The organism is Cellvibrio zantedeschiae (genome assembly GCF_014652535.1).
Taxonomy (GTDB): Bacteria; Pseudomonadota; Gammaproteobacteria; order Pseudomonadales; family Cellvibrionaceae; genus Cellvibrio; species Cellvibrio zantedeschiae.
Map to the genome: position 1 here is coordinate 1,448,891 of NZ_BMYZ01000001.1, position 21,661 is coordinate 1,470,551.

A 21,661-nucleotide genomic window follows, 5' to 3' on the forward strand; every position below is an offset into this window, starting at 1 on the left:
TCCTCACAAATGATATTAATTCTTATTTGTATTGATAATAATTATCATTTGAGTTAAATTATCGAAATAAAATAACGAAAAGGTACTTAAGTTTGTTGAGTGCCCGAAAAAAAATCCCGAAAGGGATTTATTTTTAACTTTAAATAGTAATGATTATCAATAATGTTTGAGATTAAATATCTTCAATTTTAAGGAATGGGACTAAGTATGAGCAAAACAAAATCACTTTCGGTTGTGGCCGGTAAAAATGTTGGCCTATACCAATTCAAGGTATCTGCCTTATCTTCAATGATGCTGCTGGTTGCAAGCGGCGCTATGGCAGCAGAACCCCTTAAAAAAGATGAGAAGAAAGCCGAGCCAACCAGCAAATTAAGCACGGTTAAAGTAAACGCAGACGCCCTGAGTACTGACTTTAAAGCCGAAAAAGTCAGCTCGGCAAAGTTTACCCAACCCTTGGTTGATACCCCGCAAACTATCGTGGTTGTTAAAAAAGAACTATTCCAGCAACAAGCGGCGACCAGCTTAAGCGAAACTCTCCGCAATACTCCCGGAATCACTTTGTTAATGGGTGAGAACGGTAATACCGCGACCGGCGATTCAATTTTTATGCGTGGATTCGATACCCAGGGCAGCATATTCGTTGACGGTATTCGCGACTTGGGATCGATTTCTCGCGATACCTTTAACACCGAGCAAGTAGAAATTGCAAAAGGTCCGGCTGGTGTCGATAACGGTCGTGGTGCTGCCTCAGGTTACGTGAATATGAGTAGCAAGATGGCTAATCTGGATGAAGCCACATCTGGAAATGTGAGCCTTGGTTCAGGGAATTACAAACGTGCGACGCTTGATCTCAACAAAACCCTGGGCGAAACCTCAGCTATTCGCGTGAATTTGCTTAAGCAGGATGCTGGTGTCGCCGGGCGCGATAAAGTTGAAAATAATTACCAGGGTTTTGCTGCATCATTGGGTTTAGGTTTGGGCACTGACACCCGCATTCACGCCAATTTGTTGAATGTCCAACAATCTGGTATTCCGGACGGGGGCATTTCTACCATCGGCCTCGATGGTTACTACAACGCGATTTTTGCAACGGGTGTCCTGGCCGGACAAAAACCGCGCCCGGTAGATACCAGCAATTTTTACGGTTCGACTAGCGATCACAACGACGTACTCGCAAACATGGTGACCGTTCGTGTTGAGCACGACCTCACTGATACAGTGACCATTCGAAATACCTCCCGTTACGGTCGCACAAAACAAGATCAGGTTTTGACAGGTGTCAATTCCGTGACCTTCGTGCCTCCAACTAATCCAGACGCATGGACACTTTCTCGCTCGCGTCAGGGCAAAGACATACTCAACAAAATTTTAACTAACCAAACTAACCTGACCGCGACTTTTGAACAGGGAAGCGTCAAGCATGAGTTGAGTGGTGGTATCGAATTTATTTACGAAAACCAATTGGGTTACACCGTGGGTATTCCAACGGGTTCGCCGTCCCAGGTACCAGCTAACCTTTACAACCCAGGCTCGGGCGATTTATTCCAGGCTGTCGTGCGCACTGGAAATAAAACCGAAGGTGAAACCACTACTTCAGCTTTTTATGTGTTGGATACGATTAGTTTTAACGAGCACTGGGAACTGAGCGCTGGCCTGCGCGCTGAAAATTATCACACTCGTTACGACACACTTACTCGTCAAACGGCAGTGACGCCTCCGGCTGTTCAAACCATACCTGTCGGCACCATGGTAGGTGCATCACAGGAAGCAGATGATCGACTATTGAGTTGGAAAATTGGTGGTGTTTATAAGCCTTCTGCAAATGGCTCCATCTATGTGTCTTATGCGACATCGCAATTGCCACCTGGTGGTTCCAATTTTTCGTTGAGCACCAGCGCTACCAATGTAAATAATCCTAATGTAGATCCACAAAAAGGTACCAATCAGGAAATCGGTACCAAATGGAATGTGTTTGGAGAAAAACTTGCGTTAACTGCTGCGGTATTTCGCAGCACTAATGACAACGAATTTGTATCAAATCCCGATGGAACTACCACCGCGATAGGTGAGCGTCGTGTGCAAGGAATTGAACTCGGTGCATCAGGAATCATCATGCAAAACTGGCAACTTAATGCAGGCTTGGCATACATGGAGCCGGAAATCACCCGCGGGAACCGTGCTACTCAAGCGGCGAGTACCGATGGCGGCACTATTCAATGGTCTCCGAAATTAACGTTCACTTTGTGGAATAGCTACACCTTTGGTAATGGACTTGTTCTGGGTGGTGGTGCGCGTTATGTGGATTCCGCATTGAGTACCAGCTTGACCAGCGCTGCAGCATTAGCAACACGCTCTATGGTGGAGGTTCCGGATTATTGGGTGGTGGATGCTATGGCCTCTTATCCAATTAGTAAAAACGTCACTGTGCAATTGAATTTAATGAATCTGACTGACGAAGAATATATCGCCAGTTTAAACAGTGGTGTATCTCGTTATTATCCGGGTGTTGAGCGCTCTGCGCGCTTGGGCGTGAACTTCTCGTTCTAATTCTGTGAGAGATGGAATTTTCTAATCAATGCTTTAACGAAGCCGGTTATCTATTTAGATAACTGGTTTTCTAATTTGAAATTCATCCACATGTTTAAATATTTTTTCAAGATGCGATCGGAATTAGATGTGACTCACGCTAAAAAATCACCTTATAAAAATTCTGGTGTTGATCAGGCCAAGAAAAAGCCTTTGCTCAATCTAATGACTATTCGCAAATGGCATTGGATGAGTTCAGCAATTTGTTTTGTTTGCATGCTGTTGTTTTCAATAACGGGAATTACCTTAAATCATGCGGATATGATTGAAAATAAACCCACAACAGTACGTATTGCCGGCCAGGTTCCTGAAGAATTGTTGCCGCAGTTAACGGTTAAAAGTGAACAGAAAAATATTGATTTACCTATTACTGTCCACGATTGGTTAAAACAGCACAAGGCAATAAATGTAAGCGCCGTTGCTGCTGAAGTGAATGGTGCTGAAATCTATTTGCCTATGGCTCGCCCCGGTGGTGATGCATGGTTGAGCATTGATAGTGAGACGGGCGAATTTGAATACGAATCTACTGATCGTGGTTGGATTTCCTATTTTAACGATATTCATAAGGGCAGAAATACTGGCAAGGCATGGATATATTTTATGGATATCTTCGCATTGGCTTGCATTATTTTTTCGGTAACTGGTTTTATTTTATTGCAACGTTACGCAGATACTCGCAGCCAAACATGGCCGCTGGTTATTTCTGGTTTAGTTCTACCCATCTTTTTTATGTTGTTTTTAATTCATAAGTGAGTAATGAAATGTTAAAAAAAATAACCCTGGCCTGTGCGCTGCTTTTATCACCTCTGACTTATGCAGCAGGTTTGCAAATCTCGGTTGAAATTCCCAAATTGAATGTGACGGAATATCACACGCCTTATACCGCAGTGTGGTTGGAATCTACCGCTGAGGGCGACAAGAAATTTACCAAAACTCTCGCCGTTTGGTATGCCGACAAAAAGCGCGAAGGTGGTGGTGAAAAGTGGTTAAAAGATTTGCGCCAATGGTGGCGTCGTGATGGTCGTAATTTAACTTTTCCAGTTGATGGTGTTTCAGGTGCAACCAAATTGGCAGGTGTTCACCAATTAAGTTTCACTCAAGGCGCGGCACCCTTGGGTACTTTGCCAAAAGGTGATTATGTACTTTTTGTGGAAGTTGCACGTGAGGGTGGTGGCCGTGAAGTTGTGAGGGTGCCTTTCACATGGCCCGTTGAAAAACCAACATCATTCAAGGAAAGTGGTTCAGCAGAAGTTGGTGCTGTGACCCTTGATTTAAATCCATAATTTCCGGGGAAACATAATGAAAAATATTATTCAATGCGTACTTTTTTCATCAGCCATGGTTGCGAGCGCTGTTGCGCAGGCACACAGTACCTGGTTGTTGCCATCAGACACGAGCAAAGGTAATAAAGGTGGTTGGGTCGCCTTTGATTTGACTTCATCAGAAGAATTCTTCACCTTCAATGGTGGTGCGCCAAAATTGGGGCCAATTCAAGTTATTGCTCCTGATGCCAACACAACAGAAGTGCAAAATATATTTGAAGGAAAGGTGCGTAACAGTTTTGAAGTTGAGATGACTCAACAAGGCACCTATAAAGTATTCAATACAAACAGTGGTTTAACCGCGCGTTGGGAAACTGCTGACGGAAAACGTGGTTTTTGGCCTCCACGCGGTGCAAAAGCTGACCCTGCAGAGCTTGCTACTGCAGTACCTAAGGATGCAAAAAATCTGGAAGTAACTCAAGCCTCTCGCCGTGTAGAAACCTTTGTAACTGTTGGGGCGCCAACCAGGGAATCCTTAAAGCCCACCAATCAAGGTTTGGAGTTGGTTCCCGTGACTCATCCCAATGATTTGGCAGCAAGTGAAGCTTCGGAATTTATATTTCTTATGGACGGCAAACCTGCAGTGGGTGCAAAAATTGAGGTGGTTGAAGGCGGGAGCCGTTACCGTTTATCGCCCGCAGAGCAAAATTACGAGACTGATAAAAATGGTCGTGTGAAAATTCAATGGAAAAAGACCGGCATGTATTGGCTGGGTGCTAGCTATAAAGACAATAAAGCGGCCAAGCCTGCGACCGGCCGTTCGGGAAGTTACAGCGCTACTTTCGAAGTTTTAGCTGAATAAGGTTTCGTGTTTAAAAAAGCCCGGTTGGCACTCTGCCAGCCGGGCTTTTTCACTTTTTGGCAAGTGGTTTATATCAGCTGGTTTTCGCCGTCCATAGGCGCCAGATTCATGAAATCGCCACATTTTTTGCACAAAACTTTACTTAAACAATGGTAAAGTTGGCGCCTGTTGTTAGGTCTTTTCTATTATCGGTCTAATTAAATGGCTGATTTCCATGTAATTTATTTTGAGATGGGTTTATGTCTAAATTGTTGACATCGATTGGAGAGTTTTTTTCACTGTGGCGCTTTAGTCGCATTGTATTTTTAATTGTGGCGATTTTGGTGGCTATAGGCATCTGGAAATTTTTTTTCAGCCACAACAAAGATGCAGAAAATTATTTAACAGCAACTGTTGAGCACCGCGATATCCAAAATCTGGTTACTGCTACGGGTATTTTGCAGCCACGCGAATATGTAGATGTGGGTGCGCAAGTTTCTGGCCAATTAAAAAAATTACATGTTGTCGTTGGGCAACAAGTGAAAGCGGGTGACTTGTTAGCTGAAATTGATGCAACAGTTTACCGCGCCAAGGTAGATGGTATTCGCGCTCAGTTGGAAAACCAACGCGCGCAATTGGGTGACAAACAAGCCCAATTAGTTTTGGCAAAAATTCGGGTAGAGCGCCAGCAAAATTTATTCAAAGATGATGCAACCACAAAAGAATCATTGCAAACTGCAGAAGCCAGTTATCAATCTTCTGGCTCACTATTAAAAGCCCTGCAAGCACAAATCCAGCAAACCGAATCCAGTTTACGTGCTGAAGAAGCGAACCTTGCTTATGCGCGTATATACGCCCCCATGAACGGGACTGTTGTGACTATTACTTCACGTCAAGGCCAAACCCTGAACGCCAACCAACAAGCGCCAACTATTATGCGCATTGCTGACCTGAGTACTATGACAGTACAGACACAAGTATCAGAAGCAGATATTGGAAAGTTACAGGTAGGTATGCCTGTTTATTTTACAACCTTGGGTGGGCAGGATTATCGCTGGTACAGCAAATTGGATCGTGTAGAACCAACGCCAGTAGTGACTAACAATGTTGTTCTTTATAACGCACTTTTTGATGTTCCCAATGACAGCAAAGTCTTAATGACACAAATGAGTACGCAGGTATTTTTTATTGCTTCGCAAGCAAAAAATGCTTTGGTCATTCCTGCTTCTGCCGTCAATTTTAAACCGCGCAAACCTGGCGAAGCACCGGAAAACAAATGGGGCGATAAATCAAACGGACCAGACCGCAATAAAAAATCCGAGCAGAATGGTGATAGCGATAAAAACAAATCTGCATCTTCTGAAAAAGAAGTGGCAGATAAAAAAGATATTGCTAAAGAAGATTCCGCGAAAGAAAACTCCGCGAAAGAGCGCGCGGGTAAAAAAGAATTTGCAACTAACGAACAGTCAAATCATTTGTCCTCTGCAGATACAAACTCAGGAGCTGGTGATGAGGGTAGACGCAAACGGTGGCCGCGTAAAGGCCTGCCTGTAGCTGGCGCAGAGGCGAAACCAACTCCCGCTGTTGTGCAAGTGATGGATGCAAAAGGCAACCTGACCGAACGCAATGTGGTTATAGGTATTAGCAACCGCGTACAGGTACAAGTGTTGGAAGGTTTGCAAGAAGGTGAAATTGTTGTATCAGGTATGCGTCAACTTGATAAGCCCAACGCAGCGGGTGGTGCACCTATGGGGCAGGGTGGTCCTGGTGGTCCTGGTGGTCCAGGTGGCGGTGGTGCGGGCGGCGGCGCGCGTCAAATGCGTTAACCCTATTTGGTTCGCGCAATTGAAGAGAGTGTGTATGAATTCCCGCTCTCTTTTGATGAGTTACTTTTACTTTGTTGATAATCTATGACTGATAAACAACCGCTTATAAAACTGTCTGGCGTCACCAAAACTTTTCAGAATGGTGATTTGGCTACGCGTGTTTTACACGGCATTGATTTGGAAATTTACCCAGGCGAATTTGTTGCGATTATCGGGCAATCGGGTTCAGGTAAATCGACCTTAATGAATATTTTGGGATGTTTGGATAAACCCAGCACCGGCGAATATTTTTTTGCAGGAAAAGAAGTTTCAGATTTTGAGGCAGATGAGTTAGCACAGTTACGTCGTGAAGCTTTTGGCTTTGTTTTCCAAAGTTATAACCTGCTTGCTGGTGCAACTGCCTGCGAGAACGTGGAAATGCCTGCGACTTATTCAGGTATGCCACCACACGAGCGCCGTGAACGTGCGAGCGAATTATTGAGCTCGCTAGGGCTGCAAGCACGTTTGGATCATCGCCCCAATCAATTGTCAGGCGGGCAACAACAACGCGTTTCAATTGCGCGCGCACTAATGAACGGCGGCCAAATTATTTTGGCTGACGAGCCCACAGGTGCGCTTGATAGTAATAGTGGTAAAGAGGTAATGAAGCTGCTCAAGAATTTATCGGAGCAGGGGCACACTATTATTTTGATTACGCACGATACTCATGTAGCGAATCATGCTCACCGTTTAATTGAAATTCGCGATGGTCTGATTGTCTCCGATCCTGGGCCGAGCGAAGTCACACATGCACCAATCAATGAACATAAACTGCATGGTGAGCCGAGTTTTTCCACAGAAATTAAAGAAGGTTCGAAAACGGCGTTTCGCTCTTTGCGCAGTAATGTTTTCCGTACCGTTTTAACCTTGCTCGGTATTGTGATTGGTGTGGGCTCGGTAATTACTATGTTGGCCATTGGCGATGGTGCAAAAAAAGCCGTGGTCGATAGCATTAGCGCCATGGGTTCAAATCTATTAGTTATTCGACCCGGAGGACCCGAACAGCGACGTGCGTGGGAGATCCAAACACTTATTCCTGCGGATGTAGAAGAGATAAATAAATTACCTCATGTCGCTGCAGCGCTACCGGAATTAACAGGAAGCTATACGCTGCGTTATGGCAATGTGGATGTGAGTACAGATGTAAACGCGACGGGTTACCAATATCCTTTAGCGCGTAAATGGGATATTGCATCAGGTACTTTTTTTAGTGAAGAAGATGAAAAAAACTTCGCCACAGTAGCAGTGCTCGGAAAAACCGTTGTACGTAAATTGTTTGGCGATGAAGATCCTCTGGGCAAATACATTATCGTTAACAATGTTCTTTTCCAGGTTATTGGAATTATGTCGGAACGCGGCGCTGACCCAGGCGGGGCAGATCAAGATGATAAAATTCTGGTGCCTTATACAACAGGTAGTTTACGAATTATGGGGCGGCGTTTTTTGCGTAACGTTACTGTATCCGTAGATTCAGAAGAGCACATGATGGATGTTCAAAACTCGGTGCATTCTTTGTTAACCGAGCGCCACGGCACAGAGGATTTTACAATCCGCAATATGGCGTCCTTGATTGATACATTGTCGGCGACGCAAAACACTATGACAATTTTGTTAGGCTCTATCGCTGCAATTTCGCTTTTAGTAGGCGGCATAGGGGTTATGAATATTATGTTGGTGAGTGTAAGCGAACGTACACGCGAAATTGGGGTGCGTATGGCAACAGGCGCACGCCAGCGAAATATCATGCAGCAATTTCTTATTGAGGCCTTGGCTGTATCTGCACTTGGAGGCGTTATTGGTGTGATTCTGGGTTTGCTTGCGGCAGCTATAGTTGGGCGTTTAGGAATGCCAATAGATTATTCGCTGGGGCCGGTGGTGCTTGCTTTTAGCTGTGCATTCTTAACCGGATTAATTTTTGGTTTTTTACCTGCGCGCAAAGCTGCTCGTTTAAATCCTGTTGTCGCTTTAGCGTCGGAGTAACCAAGGTGAAATATTTTAAAATAACCTCAATCAGTTTCGCCATCTGTGTTGGCTTAACGGCGTGTTCTTCAATGGACAAAGTTCCCGAAGCCAATATTACTTACGCGCCTGTGTGGGAATATCTTCCGCAAAATGAAGGTGCAATCAATATTGAGAAGGATTGGTGGAAAGCCTTTGAATCTCCACAGCTGACACAATTAGTTGAAATAGCACAGCAAAAAAACTCTGATGTGATTATCGCCAGCGAGCGTGTCAAACAAGCAGAGTTACAAATGAAAATCGCTAACGCCAGCTTGTTTCCAACGCTGAGTTTAAACGCTTCTAGTGGAGAGAAACGATCAAAACCAGAAGGAGGGACTTGGTCAAATTCAGGCTCAACTTCTGTTGGTCTTGGCGCGAGTTATGAAGTGGATTTGTGGGGCGGTGAAATGGCCAATCGCCACGCTGCCAAATCGAATTATAGGGCTAGCGTATTTTCCAACGAGGCAGTACGTTTAAGTATTTCTGCAGGTGTTGCAACAGCCTGGTTTAATTATCTTGCGCTGCAAGAGCGCACTATAACCGCTAAAAAGAATGTAGAAATCGCCGAGCGAATCCAAAAAATTGTTGATTCACTTTATCGCAATGGCGCGGCTACCGCGGCCGATGTTGCCGTGCAAAAAACTAATTTGCTGTCGCAACAAAATGCGCTTTTACCTTTGCAGCTGCAATTGGATCAAACCCGCGCAGCTATAGCCTTATTGGAGGGACAAGTTCCGCAAGCCTATCAGTTGGCTAGTGAAAAAATTAGCGATTTAAAAATCCCGAAATTAAGCGCCGGTGTTCCGGCAGATGTCATCACGCGTCGTCCGGATGTCGCTATCGCAGAGGCGCAATTGAAAGCCTCATCTGCAAATGTTTATGCCGCGCGTACAGCTTTTTTGCCCGGTCTTCAACTCAGTGGCAGCGCGGGTAAATCGGCATCTGAATTGTTTTCCCTCAATTCCGCCTTGCAAAGCACGGGTTGGAGTTTGTCTTTAGTGCAAACAATTTTTGCCGGAGGGCGGGTCGCTAATCAGGTGCGTATCAGTGAGTCGCGCCGGGTAGAATTACTTGAGCAATATCGCAAAGTCATTTTGACTGCCTTGCAGGAAACAGATGATGCATTGAATCGCGTCAATATTACTGAACAGCAAGAGAACAACCAGCAAAATATCCTCACACAAGCATCACGTAGCCTGAAGCTTAATGAAGATCGTTATCGTGAGGGCAGTATTGATTTACAAACTCTACTGGATTCACAGCGAAGCTTTTTCCAGGCACAGGATTCTCTGGTTCAACAAAGACTTGCACGCTTAAAAGCCACTGTTGATTTGTACAAAGCGCTGGGTGGCGGTTGGCAGAATCAATAGCCTCGAGTCCATCCATAAAAAATCCCGAATAGGTTTGGCTTATTCGGGATTTTTTTTGATTAAAAATGGTGCGTCAAAGTATTTTTTGCACACTTAGATTTCGCGTATTTGAAGTTTCCTTTGATAAAACACGCGTGTTTATAGGGTTTTTCCTGCTGGCATTTTTTATGCAATACCCTTATCAAATACATGAGATCAGCTTATGGGTTCACTCTACAATTATTTCGCCTTTATCAAGCCGGGTAGGTTGGTGCTCTGGTGTTATTTAATATGGTATTTGGTAACCCTGTACTTTCATTTTGATCCTTCGCCCAAAATCTGGATTAACTCGTTGGGTATAAGTTTGGTGATAGGTTCCGCGTTAATTTTAAGTGTTTCAGGCGATGTAAAGTCAAATCCCTGGCAAACATTTCGGCTGTATTGGATGCCTTTCGCTGTGTCGAGTTTTGCTGCGCTTATTAAGGATAAAAGTTATATCGTTATTTTTTCACCGAATTTATATGAAGTGAATGTCGCCTTGTGTGCCTGTGGATTGTTTATATTTTTTGTCGCTGTCGTTAAATGGACCAGAACGAAAACGGAATTGCCGCAAGGATGCCGTGGGAATTAAAAAAGCCTGCAAGATGCAGGCTTTTTTATTTTCAATCTTTGCATGATTGAGTTTACATTGCTGAATAGTTAGGTCCGCCACCACCTTCAGGTGTAACCCATTGAATATTTTGGGTGGGATCTTTGATGTCACAGGTTTTACAGTGCACGCAATTTTGCGAATTGATCTGCAACCTTTTATCCCCGTTTTCGTTGGCGACAATTTCATAAACACCGGCAGGGCAATAGCGCTGAGCGGGTTCATCAAATTTCGGTAAATTAATCGCAACGGGGATATTAGGATCTTTCAATTGCAAATGACAAGGTTGGTTTTCAGCGTGATTAGTGTTTGATAAATATACTGAAGACAACTTATCGAAGCTGAGTTTATTGTCAGGTTTGGGATAATCTATTTTTTTTGATTCACTGGCGAGCTTTAACTGTGTATGGTCAGCTTTGCTGTTGCGTAAGGTCCAGGGCAGTTTTCCACGCAAAGTCATATCGATAAAAGCATAGACGCTGCCGAGCTGCGAGCCAAATTTCTGTTGCGCAGGACCTACGTTGCGTTGCTCATAAAGTTCTTCGTACGCCCACGAATTTTTGTAGGCTGTTTCGAATTCGCTAAGTGAATCATTTGCGCGACCAGCTGCCAGTGCGGGCGCCAATATTTCCGCTGCAATCATTCCGCTTTTCATTGCGGTATGGCTGCCCTTAATTTTCGCAAAGTTTAAGGTGCCAGCATCATCGCCCAATAACAATCCACCGGCAAAAAACATTTGCGGTTGTGATTGAATTCCGCCTTTTACAATGGCGCGTGCGCCATAACCTAAACGCTCGCCACCCTGTAAGTATTGGGCAATTTTAGGATGATGTTTGTAGCGCTGAAATTCATCAAACGGACTCAAGTGCGGGTTGTCGTAACAAAGATCTGTAATTAAACCTACTGCAATCTGCGTATCATTTAAATGATATAAAAAACCGCCGCCGCTCGTATTGGTTTCGCTAAGAGGCCAGCCGAGTGAGTGCATCACTAAACCTTCTTTATGTTGCGCTGCGGGTACGCGCCAAATTTCTTTAATGCCAATCGCATAATGTTGCGGGTCTTTACCTTGGTCTAAATTAAAGTGCGCTATCAGCTCCTTGCCGAGGTGACCACGCGCGCCCTCACAGAACAGAGTATATTTTCCGTGTAATTCTATGCCCTCAACAAATTCAGGTTTTTCGGAGCCATCTGCCGCGCGCCCCATATCGCCGGTGATAACACCACCTACGCTGCCATCATCGCGGTAGAGCACTTGCGAAGCTGCAAAGCCGGGGAAAATATCAACGCCTAGTTCGGCTGCCTTTTCTGCTAACCATTGGCACAGGCGACCGAGGCTGATGATGTAATTATTATTGTTGTGTAAAAGTCCCGGTAATAATCCATTAGGTATTTGTAATGAATTGGTAGCGGAACTTAAGAATTGCCAATCCTCTGCACTCACTGCAGTTTCAAGCGGAGCGCCCTGATTTTTCCAATCAGGAAACAATTCATTCAAGGCTCGTGGTTCAAATACCGCGCCGGACAAAATATGTGCGCCAACATCCGCGCCTTTTTCAAGCAGGCAGACACTTAAATTATTGTCGAGCTGACGTAGGCGGCACGCCGCAGCTAAGCCGGCTGGGCCAGCACCAATAATTACAACGTCGTAATGCATTTGTTCGCGCGCCATAAGGTTTCCTATTCTAAAAATAAGCTAGCAATTGAGGCGCATTATAAAGGAAAAGAAACATTTCTGGTTCTGGATCAACTTAAGTTGTCCAAGCGGTGAGAGGAAGGCTTGTCACTATCAATATGCAGAAAATAAAAAAGGCCGCCGAAGCGACCTTTTTCAACCCTGCGTAAGCAGGGCGGGTATTGCAATTACTGAGCAGCGGCAGATGAAGAAGATGCAGCGTCAGCAGCTGGAGCAGCTTCAGTAGCAGCAGAAGATGCAGCGTCAGCAGCAGGAGCGGCAGCATCAGCAGCAGGTGCTTCAGCAGGAGCAGCAGCTGGTGCTTCAGCAGCTGGTGCTGGAGCTGGAGCTTCAGCAGGAGCTTCTTCTTTTTTAGCACAGCCAGCCAAAAGACCAGCAGCAAGGATGAATGATGCAACGATTTGAATAGTTTTCATGGTGTGCTCCGTCAGTATGGGACAATGTTTGAAATTAACGGACTAATTTTTCGACTTCTAGAATAAGAACTAGGCCCGTGCAAAAGAGTGTATATTTTTGCAAACAATATGAATAGGGGTTTGCTATAAGTAGTTGCTCATTTTCGCTAGAATAGCCCCAAAATAGCGCGAAATTGGTTAATAAAGATTCATTTTTTAATGATTTGAGGTGTTTATGTCGGTTGAACAATTCGAAACCTGGTCAATGTATGTGTGTGTTGGGGGGCTAATTGCGTTTATGATTTTCATTGTGTGGGATTTGGCGAAGAAATCCAAAGCCGGAAAGTTTGGCACATTTATTCTGTTTTTGGCCTTAGGCTTGGGCTTGTTGGGCTTTATTATTAAAACAGTGCTGGTTTCCAGCCTTGAGCAATAAATAGTATTTGGCTGTCGTCATTCCATAGGTTTGCATTCCCGGTTGACTCTGGGGACATTTCTTCTAAGGTTAAGATGGTAAGCAACTGAAAGAAAAGTTTATGAATGTAAATCAAGATGTCTAGCGAAAACCGCACTGTTAGACTCGGTGCGCAATTTTTGAGTAGATAGGTCAATTTGCCGCTCGCCGCATCATCGTATCGAGCCGTGCCCCCATACAAGAACGTTGAGTTGCCAACCTCAAATACATAAGTACATCAACCCGGGTTTTTATTTAACCCAATCATGTCGAATTTAAAAATAGAAGGAATCAAGATGCGTATTTCTTTACTCTGGCCAAAGTTACTTGTAACAGGTTTGTTTTTTACCTTGGTTGGATGTGGTGAGCCCGCAAGTCAGACCGCCGCTAAACCAACAGCAGATGCAAAAGCCCAAGCGCTTTTTAATTCTGATATCAAAGATGCGAAAGTGTTGGTATTTTCCAAAACCAAGGGCTGGCGTCACGATTCAATTCCGGCAGGCATAGCCGCCTTGCAAAAAATGGCAACTGATAACGCCTTTACGGTTGTCGCCACTGAAGATGCAGCTGTATTTACCGATGCACAATTAAGTACCTTCAATGCAATTGTTTTCCTGAACACGACTTTGGATGTGTTGGACGATAACCAACAAGTTGCAATGGAACGCTTTATTCAAGCGGGTGGTGGCTTTGTTGGTATTCACGCCGCAGCTGATACTGAGTGGGAGGGCGATTGGCATTGGTATCGCCGTCTGTTGGGCGGTGTGTTCAAAAGTCATCCGAATGAGCCTAGCAATGTTCAAAATGCTCGCGTGGTTTTAAGAGATGCTCATCACCCTGCAACCGAAGCTACCCCTTCCTCGTTTGAAATTGCGGATGAGTGGTATGACTATCGTGATTTCTACGAATTCAACAAAGTGCTTTTGACTGTTGACGAAAAAACTTATCGCGGTGGCCAGCATGGTGACTATCATCCCATTACCTGGTATCACGATTTTGACGGTGGTCGTTCTTTTTATACAGGTTTGGGCCACACCGCAGAAACTTTCACCAATGCCGAATTTATTAAAATTTTATTGGGCGGTTTGAAATACGCTGTTGGTGGCAAGCCAAAGCTCGATTACACCAAGGCTGCTCCAGAGCCAAATCGTTTTACTAAAAAGACTATTGTTAGCAATTTAAATGAACCCGTTAATTTAAGTTTCTTTGCCAACGGTGACGCTTTGATTGCGCTGCGTGGCGGCGGTATTTTGTTGGTGGATTACAAAACGGGTGAAGCCCGTGATGCGGGCAAAATTGAGATTGATCCTCACACCCAAATCGAATTTGGTCTGCTTGGTTTTGCGGTCGACCCGAATTTTGAAAAAAATCACCTTATTTATGCGACCTACAATGCTGCAAAAGAAGATGGCAGCACGGTAGAGCGTTTGTCTCGCTTTAAGTGGGCTGACGGGAAACTGGATAACAAATCCGAAGAAATTTTTTGGGAATACCATGTTGATCAAAATTGCTGTCACACAGGTGGCGATTTGCAGTGGGGCAATAACGGTGAACTGTTTGTTTCTACTGGCGACAACTCAAATCCTTTTACTGAAGAAGGTTCTGCACCTATAGATTTTCGCGATGATATGGCGAAAAGCGATGCATTGCGCGGTGCGGGCAACACCCAGGATTTCCGCGGAAAAGTATTGCGTATCATTCCAAAAGAATCTGGCGGTTATGATATTCCTAAAGGAAATCTCTTTGCAGATCCTAAAGAAGGTCGCCCAGAGATTTACGTGATGGGTACGCGCAACGCATACAAAATTACTTACGATAAACCAACATCAACTTTGTTTTATGGTGATATTGGCCCGGATGCAGGTGAAGACACCGCACTTAAAGGCACACGCGGCTACGATGAAGTTAACCGCGTTACTAAAGCAGGTAATTTCGGCTGGCCATTGTTTGTGGGTAATAATTATGCGTACAAAGATTTCGATTACAGAACTGGCAAATCAGAGAAGTTTTTTAATCCTTTAGCGCCGATTAATAATTCGCCTCGCAACACCGGCGCAAAACAATTGCCTCCTGCGCAACCACCATTGTTGTGGTATCCCTATGGTCCATCTGAGCAATTCCCTGAGCTAGGCAAGGGCGGCCGCATGGCGTTAGTAGCAGACGTTTATCATATGGATGACTATCCTGCGAGCGAACATCGTTTGCCTGCCTATTACAACAACAAATTGTTTATTTTGGAGTTCATGCGTAACTGGGTGAAAGCTGTGAGCTTTGACGATGCTGGCCGCATTATTAAAATCGAACCTTTTGCTCCGCAAGTTGAATATACATCGCCGATTGATGCACGCTTTGCACCTGACGGTACACTCTATGTTCTTGAATATGGTAAAGCCTGGTTTAAAGGTAACCCCGAAGCTAGCTTGAGCCGTATTGAATATTCGGGTCCAGGTAATCGTCCGCCTGTCGCGAAAATTAATTTTGATAAGCCACAAGGTGCCTTGCCTTATAAAGCTATGGCAGATGCAAAATCTTCTATAGATCTTGATGGTGATAAATTAACGTACGCTTGGTCAATTAAATCTCCAAGTGGCAAGGTCACAGTATTAGGTACTGCTGAACAACAAGAGCTTTCAATTGCTGAAGCTGGCGAACACATTGTTAAGTTGGATTTAAAAGATCCGTCAGGTGCATCTGCAAGCGTCGAATCAAAAGTGCAAGTGGGTAACGAGCCTGCGACCATTGATGTCAAACTCGAAGGCAACCAATCTTTCTATTGGCCAAATACCAGCTCTGTTAAATACTCTATTAACGTTGCTGACAAAGAGGATGGCGCTATTGCAAATGACGCGGCAAATCTCGCTATAGCTTTTGCTGCCAAAGAAGATCCGAATGCACCAGCAGCTGAAGGTCATCAACAGGCAGATGTTGCCACCGTTGCCAAAGGCATTATGGAAGCTAACGGTTGTAAAGCTTGTCACAGCATTGATACAAAAGTTGTTGGACCCGCGTTTAAAGATGTGGCGGCCAAATATAAAAATGACAAGAATGGTATGAACCATTTGGTCAACAAAATCAAGAAAGGTGGTAGCGGTGTTTGGGGCGAATTAAATATGCCTGCGTTCGCAACCTTGAGTGATGAAGATCGAACTGCAATTGTTACTTACGTGTTGTCATTGGCTGATGTTAAAAAATCTTTGCCGCTGCAAGGTAATCTGAGTTTCACTGCAAATGCGCAAAACCAAAGTGCGTTTGAAGCAGCTGCAGTTCCAGAAAAATTGCCAACACAAGAGTTTGAATTGCTTGCGTCCTATACCGATAAAGGTAATGCAGGTATTGGCCCAATCACTGTTAAAAAAGCGGTTGATTTGAAGCCTGCCCGTTTCTATTTATATCCCGTTATTGATTTTAGTACGGCTGATAAATTAATTGATAAGGCAAGACACAAGCGCTTGGATACGGTTAAATTACCAGCTGCAGGTAAGGATATTGCGTTAGCGATTGGTCGCTATGATTTAACTGGCGTCAAGGCGTTAAAAGTGGGTGCTTGGTCAGTTCTGAAAGAAACCGTTTGGCAGTACGAGTTACATGCTGGCTCTGCCAATGGAACTCTTTTGGCGAAAGGTGAGAGTACTTCAACCGAAGCAGATGCCTACTCACGCACTGAACTTAAATTGCAGCCTCAAACGGATTATCAAGATCTTTATCTGGTGGTTCGTAGTAATGGCAAGTCAGAAGGGGAATTGCATTTACTTGATGTATCCTTTCATAAGTAAGCGCTAAACCCGCAATAAAAAAGCCCGATTGATTTTCAATCGGGCTTTTTTATTGGTTAAGAAAACGTAAAGGTTATTTCTTAAATGTCGCCCAAATAGGGCAGTGGTCAGATGCTTTTTCTAAACCTCTGATGTTGTAATCTATTCCTGTTTCAACACAGTACTCATGTAACTTTTTAGTAGCCAGAATTAAATCAATACGCAGCCCGCGTTTCGGGTTATCTTCAAAACCGCCACTGCGATAATCAAACCAGCTAAATAAATTTGCAACTTCTGGATTCATTTCGCGGAAAGTGTCTTTAAAGCCCCAATCCAATAACTGGTTTAACCAAATACGCTCTTCTGGCAAGAAACTGCATTTTCCAGTGCGCAGCCAGCGTTTGCGATTGTCTTCACCAATACCAATATCACAATCCTGATGAGAGATATTCATGTCACCCATCAAAATAATATTCTGATCCGTGATATGAGTTGAACCCAGGTAAGCGTATAAATCACTGTAAAATTTTTGTTTGGCCGGAAATTTAACGGGATGATCGCGGCTTTCACCTTGCGGAAAATAACCATTCAGTACGGTAACTTCGCCCAGCGGCGTATCGAAAGTCCCGCCAATAAAACGTTTTTGTGCTGTTTCATCATCACCAGGAAAACCTTTCAAGGTATGCTTAAAAGGATACTTTGAAAGCAGGGCAACACCGTAATGTGTTTTCTGTCCGTGATACGCAAAGTGATAACCGAGTTTTTCGAAATCAGCCACGGGAAAATCAGGGTCGTTCACTTTGGTTTCTTGTAAACCAATAAAATCTGGTGCGTGATGATCGATAACAGCTTGCAAATGACCTAAACGTTGGCGAACGCTGTTTACGTTAAAAGATACGACTTTCATATTTTAATTCCTGAGGATAAAAAAACCCGAGCTAATAAACTCGGGTTCTGGTTACTCTTTATAAAAATTATGGTGTGGCAGTTTTCTGCGCAATTTGTTTTTTAGTTTGCAAAATAAAGTCGCCCAGGATTTTACCCGTTTCTACCAGGTAAGGATCTTTCTCAGGTTCAAACTCTTTCTTTTTGGGCGCGGCAGATTCTTCATCGTCCTTTTTCAATTCCTTGGCTTTGTAATCGGCATAGTTTGCATAAACAGTTTCACCTTTAGCTTTGCGTTTTTGGTTTTCTATGTCGAGTGTGCGCTGTTCTATTTGCTGTTGTTCTTGTTGGCGCACCGCCAATTTCAAAGACACTGTCTTCTTGTTGTTAAGCTCTTCATAAAGCGCGGCTTGTTGTTTTAAATAAACAAATTCCGGATCTGTTTTCATGCGCTCCTGGTGAGCAGGTTTGAGCACAGGTAAAACATCTTTGATGTTATTGTAAACGTCGTGCGGTGCTGCGCGAATTTGATCCCAAGGTAAGGCGTTATCATAGCTGCTCTCGCCCAACTCTTTAGTGTCAATCAAACTTGGCAACTCAATATCAGGAATCACACCGCGATGCTGGGTACTATCGCCAGATATACGATAGAACTTCGCTTGGGTGATTTTGATATTGCCTTCGCCTTTATTGATTGGCATATAGCTTTGCACCGAGCCTTTGCCCCAGGTTGTTGAGCCTACGACTAAACCGCGGCCGTAATCCTGAATTGCACCAGCAAAAATTTCTGATGCGGATGCGCTAAAGCGATTGATCAACACAATCAGCGGACCGCGATACACTGCAGGTACGCTTGCTCTTACATCGCGTGAAATCACATCGTCTGCCTGGCGAATTTGTACAACGGGACCCGGATCAACAAACAAGTTGGTGAGCGTAGCCGCTTCGGGTAGAGAGCCACCGCCATTTTCGCGTAAATCTAAAATAATGCCGTCGATATTTTCTTGTCTTAATTCTTGCAGCAAACGATACACATCTCTGCCGACACTCGAATTAGGATCAAAGTTACCGTAAAAAACCGGAATATCTATCACACCAAGTTTGAGTGTTTGCCCGCCATTTTTAACATTCAAAATAGCTTTCTTGGCTTTTTGCTCTTCAAGCTCAATAGTGTCACGCTTAATCGAAATAATTTTATGCTGCGTAATTGTTGGGTCTGCAGCTATAACTTCCAGGCGGACAATAGTCCCTTTCGGGCCTTTAATTTTTTTAACAACATCGGTGAGTCTCCAACCGATGATATCTTCAAATTCACCTTTTTCACCTTGCGCTACACCCACGATTTTATCGTTAGGTTTTAACTGGCCTTGTTTCTCTGCCGGGCTTGCAGGAATTAAACGAGCAACTTTGGTGTAATCTTCATCCGTTTTTAATTCAGCACCAATACCTTCAAATTTATTGGTCATGCTGGTGGTAAAATTCTGCGAAGTATCTGGCGACAAATAATTGGTGTGAGGATCAAACAAGGTGGTCAGTGAATTCATAATCAGGCTGAATACTTCTTCTGACGTTTGCTGATTAAAATAACGCAACTGAGTCGTAAATCTTTTACGTAAATTGGTGCGGCTTTCTTCCAATGATTTTCCACTTAGCATAGAACTCAATAAACTTGCTTTGATATTTTGCAGCCACAATTTATCAGCTTCTTCCGGGTTGGCCGGCCAGGAGGCATTTTTTCTATCTGGATTGTAAGTTTCATCCGTATCGAATGTGAATTGAACTTTCTTATCATCAAGCATTGCAATAACGCGATTAAGGCGCGCTACGTAACGATCACCAAAACGGCTGTAGATGGCGAAACCATTGTTCAGCTTGCCTGCTTTGAAATCATCATCGAAGGTTTTGCGATATTTATCGAACTCGGCGATGTCCGAAGCAATAAAAATATTTTTTGAGCTATCGAGGGTTTTTAAATATTCGTCCAAAAAGCGCGAGCTTAAACTGTCATTCAATTCTTGTTTGCGGTAATGATGTTTGCTGAGTTGGTCAACAATTTCTACGGCGGTTTTGGATTGAATTTCAAGCGGTTTTAATTTGGCTACTTTTGCCGTGTCATCAAGTGCAAAACTGCTTAGGCTAAAAACGAGAGCGGAGGTTAGAAATGATGTACGTAAAATGCGAGAAAACAAAGGTTGCATAAACAGATCTCAAATGTTGAACGGCAGCCAAGTTCCAAACAGCGGCTAGCGAGGGGCTTACTATAACGTACTTGTTACAGGGCAGGCCATCATTAGCGCGGCTTGCCGCTGTAAAAAACTGTAGCTAGTCAGGGCGGATTATTTCGCCTGTTTAGCGGCTCTGGCTTTTAAATCATCAATTGTAATCCAGAGTTCTTTGCGATCGAGTGGGGTAGCTTTTGGGAGGAAGGGATTGCTGATATAAAAAGCTCTGCGATTGGGAAGGTCTGCACGGTCCAATGCATCTTTTACTTCCTTACTGTTGTAAAAGTAAGTGTCAAAACTGCCATCTTTAATAGCGGCTTCCATACCATTTTCCAGATCTTTAGCGAGTTCTGTATCTCCCTTATAAACAAAGAAGTAGGTGGGTAGGGGATATACCAATACGAGTTGCTTTTCTACCGCCAGGTCTAGCTTTGGAAATGCGCTAACTTCGCTCCAGGCTTCGTTGGCGCCGCGCGGAAAAGCGTCAAAGCGGCCACCATCCAGCATGTAAAAAAGGCCAGGCTTTTTTGTACTCTTTATTACGTTGAATCCGGCGTTTTCCATAATACTAGCGTCTTGCCAACTACGGCCCTGGCCAAATTTGATTTTGCGTAAATCATCCAGAGTTTTAACAGAATCAAAACGCGTCTGGTCGCCATTGCGAATAATCAGCACACGGTGACTCATAAGGCCGCGATAGGCATCAATACGAATGGGGATATAGTCGCTTTCCATTTGTTCTGAAGTGCCGCCCCACATCAAAGAGACGCCGCCATTCTTAACAGATTCCATTAGGCGCGGACGGGAATAGGTTTCTTCGGTAGTAGTGAAAGTGTAGTGTTTACCGCTGTAATTCAGGGCTAATTTCATTAAGCCTTGCATATAGTCAGTTTGTACAGCGGAGGGCATGTTGTATTTGACTTGTTTTTCCACTGCGTGAGCTGTGCTGCAACACAGCAAAGCCAGGCTGCTGATGAGGCTGGTAGTGATTAATTTTCGGAGTTGGGCGAGCCTGATCATCTTTTTTCCTTGTCGAATAATAATCCTATAAATTTAGCCCATAAAATTTTTTTTGCCTGAAAAACAAAAAACGCCATGTGTTTAAGCATGGCGTTTACAGTGTAATTCAATTGTTATTTAGTAAATGGTGACTGCTGCGGTGCTGCAACGCCATATCATTTCCATAAACTCGTGTTGTTCCGGGTGCGAGATGGTAATGCTCTCAACCCTGCAAACCTTGTGTCTGTACCAAGTCAGGTCGTGGCGAACAAAAGTTAAGGCTCCGGTCAATGACTCATCAACGCTCACTGCGACTGTATGAGTTTCAGCCAGTTCTAATTGCTGGATAAGATCGTCCAATAAGCTGTGCAACACAGCCGGATTTTTCAAGGGCAGCTCGATTTCCCGGCTATTGAGAAATACATAATCGCGGCCCAATAATTGGCTGACGCTAACGTGTTCTAAATCTATCGCCTTTGGCTGAGCTTTTAGGGTTGAAGCAAAATGTTGTGGTAATTCTGTGTTTGGCTGAAAGGCACGTTGACTAGTTGCCATGCTATGCTCCGCTGAAATCGTTAAACGCTTAAAGGTTGAACAGGCGGAAGTCTTGCGCAGATGAAAGCCGGGAAGGGGTTTTAAACCTATCAACCGGACCGACCTGACGCGTATGACTTCGTTATATTTTTTATTTATGTCGAGCTATGG

Annotated in this window: 15 protein-coding genes; 9 read left to right on the plus strand and 6 right to left on the minus strand. The window is 44.1% G+C overall.

The features are described 5' to 3' along the window. Window positions 1-207: 207 nt before the first annotated feature. The 7 genes from IE104_RS06390 (at window position 208) to IE104_RS06420 (ending at window position 9,925) form a co-directional block, all read left to right on the plus strand. The gene (locus tag IE104_RS06390; protein WP_189416836.1) at window positions 208-2,547 is read left to right on the plus strand and encodes a catecholate siderophore receptor Fiu; all 2,340 of its coding nucleotides are present in this window, start codon (window positions 208-210) and stop codon (window positions 2,545-2,547) included. A gap of 129 nt (window positions 2,548-2,676) precedes the next feature. Beyond that, window positions 2,677-3,339, plus strand: coding sequence for a PepSY-associated TM helix domain-containing protein (locus IE104_RS06395; RefSeq protein WP_229837650.1), 663 nt, complete (start codon window positions 2,677-2,679; stop codon window positions 3,337-3,339). A gap of 8 nt (window positions 3,340-3,347) precedes the next feature. Beyond that, on the plus strand, window positions 3,348-3,869 hold the full coding sequence (locus IE104_RS06400; protein ID WP_189416839.1) for a DUF2271 domain-containing protein: 522 nt from the start codon (window positions 3,348-3,350) through the stop codon (window positions 3,867-3,869). 16 nt (window positions 3,870-3,885) lie between these two features. Further along, window positions 3,886-4,710, plus strand: coding sequence for a DUF4198 domain-containing protein (locus IE104_RS06405; RefSeq protein WP_189416841.1), 825 nt, complete (start codon window positions 3,886-3,888; stop codon window positions 4,708-4,710). 239 nt (window positions 4,711-4,949) lie between these two features. Further along, complete coding sequence (locus IE104_RS06410; protein WP_189416842.1) at window positions 4,950-6,515, plus strand: efflux RND transporter periplasmic adaptor subunit; 1,566 nt, start codon at window positions 4,950-4,952, stop codon at window positions 6,513-6,515. Window positions 6,516-6,599: 84 nt separating this feature from the next. After that, window positions 6,600-8,534, plus strand: coding sequence for a MacB family efflux pump subunit (locus IE104_RS06415; RefSeq protein ID WP_189416844.1), 1,935 nt, complete (start codon window positions 6,600-6,602; stop codon window positions 8,532-8,534). Window positions 8,535-8,539: 5 nt separating this feature from the next. After that, on the plus strand, window positions 8,540-9,925 hold the full coding sequence (locus IE104_RS06420; RefSeq protein ID WP_189416845.1) for an efflux transporter outer membrane subunit: 1,386 nt from the start codon (window positions 8,540-8,542) through the stop codon (window positions 9,923-9,925). A gap of 662 nt (window positions 9,926-10,587) precedes the next feature. Here the strand turns inward: IE104_RS06420 and IE104_RS06425 are convergent. Together IE104_RS06425 and IE104_RS06430 are read right to left on the minus strand one after the other, a co-directional pair. Then, window positions 10,588-12,225, minus strand: a complete 1,638-nt coding sequence (locus IE104_RS06425; protein WP_189416847.1) for an electron transfer flavoprotein-ubiquinone oxidoreductase — start codon at window positions 12,223-12,225, stop codon at window positions 10,588-10,590. A 191-nt stretch (window positions 12,226-12,416) separates the two neighbouring features. Next, complete coding sequence (locus tag IE104_RS06430; RefSeq protein WP_189416848.1) at window positions 12,417-12,665, minus strand: hypothetical protein; 249 nt, start codon at window positions 12,663-12,665, stop codon at window positions 12,417-12,419. Window positions 12,666-12,879: 214 nt separating this feature from the next. Between IE104_RS06430 and IE104_RS06435 the strand changes: the two genes are divergently transcribed. Both IE104_RS06435 and IE104_RS06440 read left to right on the plus strand, forming a co-directional pair. Further along, window positions 12,880-13,080, plus strand: coding sequence for a DUF2788 domain-containing protein (locus IE104_RS06435; RefSeq protein WP_189416850.1), 201 nt, complete (start codon window positions 12,880-12,882; stop codon window positions 13,078-13,080). 314 nt (window positions 13,081-13,394) lie between these two features. Beyond that, window positions 13,395-16,871: a ThuA domain-containing protein gene (locus tag IE104_RS06440; RefSeq protein WP_189416851.1), complete on the plus strand. Its 3,477-nt coding sequence runs from the start codon at window positions 13,395-13,397 to the stop codon at window positions 16,869-16,871. 73 nt (window positions 16,872-16,944) lie between these two features. Here the strand turns inward: IE104_RS06440 and xthA are convergent, their stop codons facing one another. The 4 genes from xthA to IE104_RS06460 all read right to left on the minus strand — a co-directional run bounded on the left by xthA (window position 16,945) and on the right by IE104_RS06460 (window position 21,511). After that, the gene (xthA, locus tag IE104_RS06445; protein ID WP_189416853.1) at window positions 16,945-17,757 is read right to left on the minus strand and encodes an exodeoxyribonuclease III; all 813 of its coding nucleotides are present in this window, start codon (window positions 17,755-17,757) and stop codon (window positions 16,945-16,947) included. 67 nt (window positions 17,758-17,824) lie between these two features. Continuing rightward, window positions 17,825-19,933 carry a carboxy terminal-processing peptidase gene (locus IE104_RS06450; protein ID WP_189416854.1) on the minus strand — a complete coding sequence of 703 codons (2,109 nt, stop codon included), beginning with the start codon at window positions 19,931-19,933 and terminating at the stop codon, window positions 17,825-17,827. Between the two features lie 138 nt (window positions 19,934-20,071). Further along, complete coding sequence (locus tag IE104_RS06455) at window positions 20,072-20,977, minus strand: transporter substrate-binding domain-containing protein (protein WP_189416856.1); 906 nt, start codon at window positions 20,975-20,977, stop codon at window positions 20,072-20,074. Window positions 20,978-21,094: 117 nt separating this feature from the next. Further along, window positions 21,095-21,511, minus strand: a complete 417-nt coding sequence (locus IE104_RS06460; protein ID WP_189416857.1) for a hypothetical protein — start codon at window positions 21,509-21,511, stop codon at window positions 21,095-21,097. Window positions 21,512-21,661 lie beyond the last annotated feature (150 nt).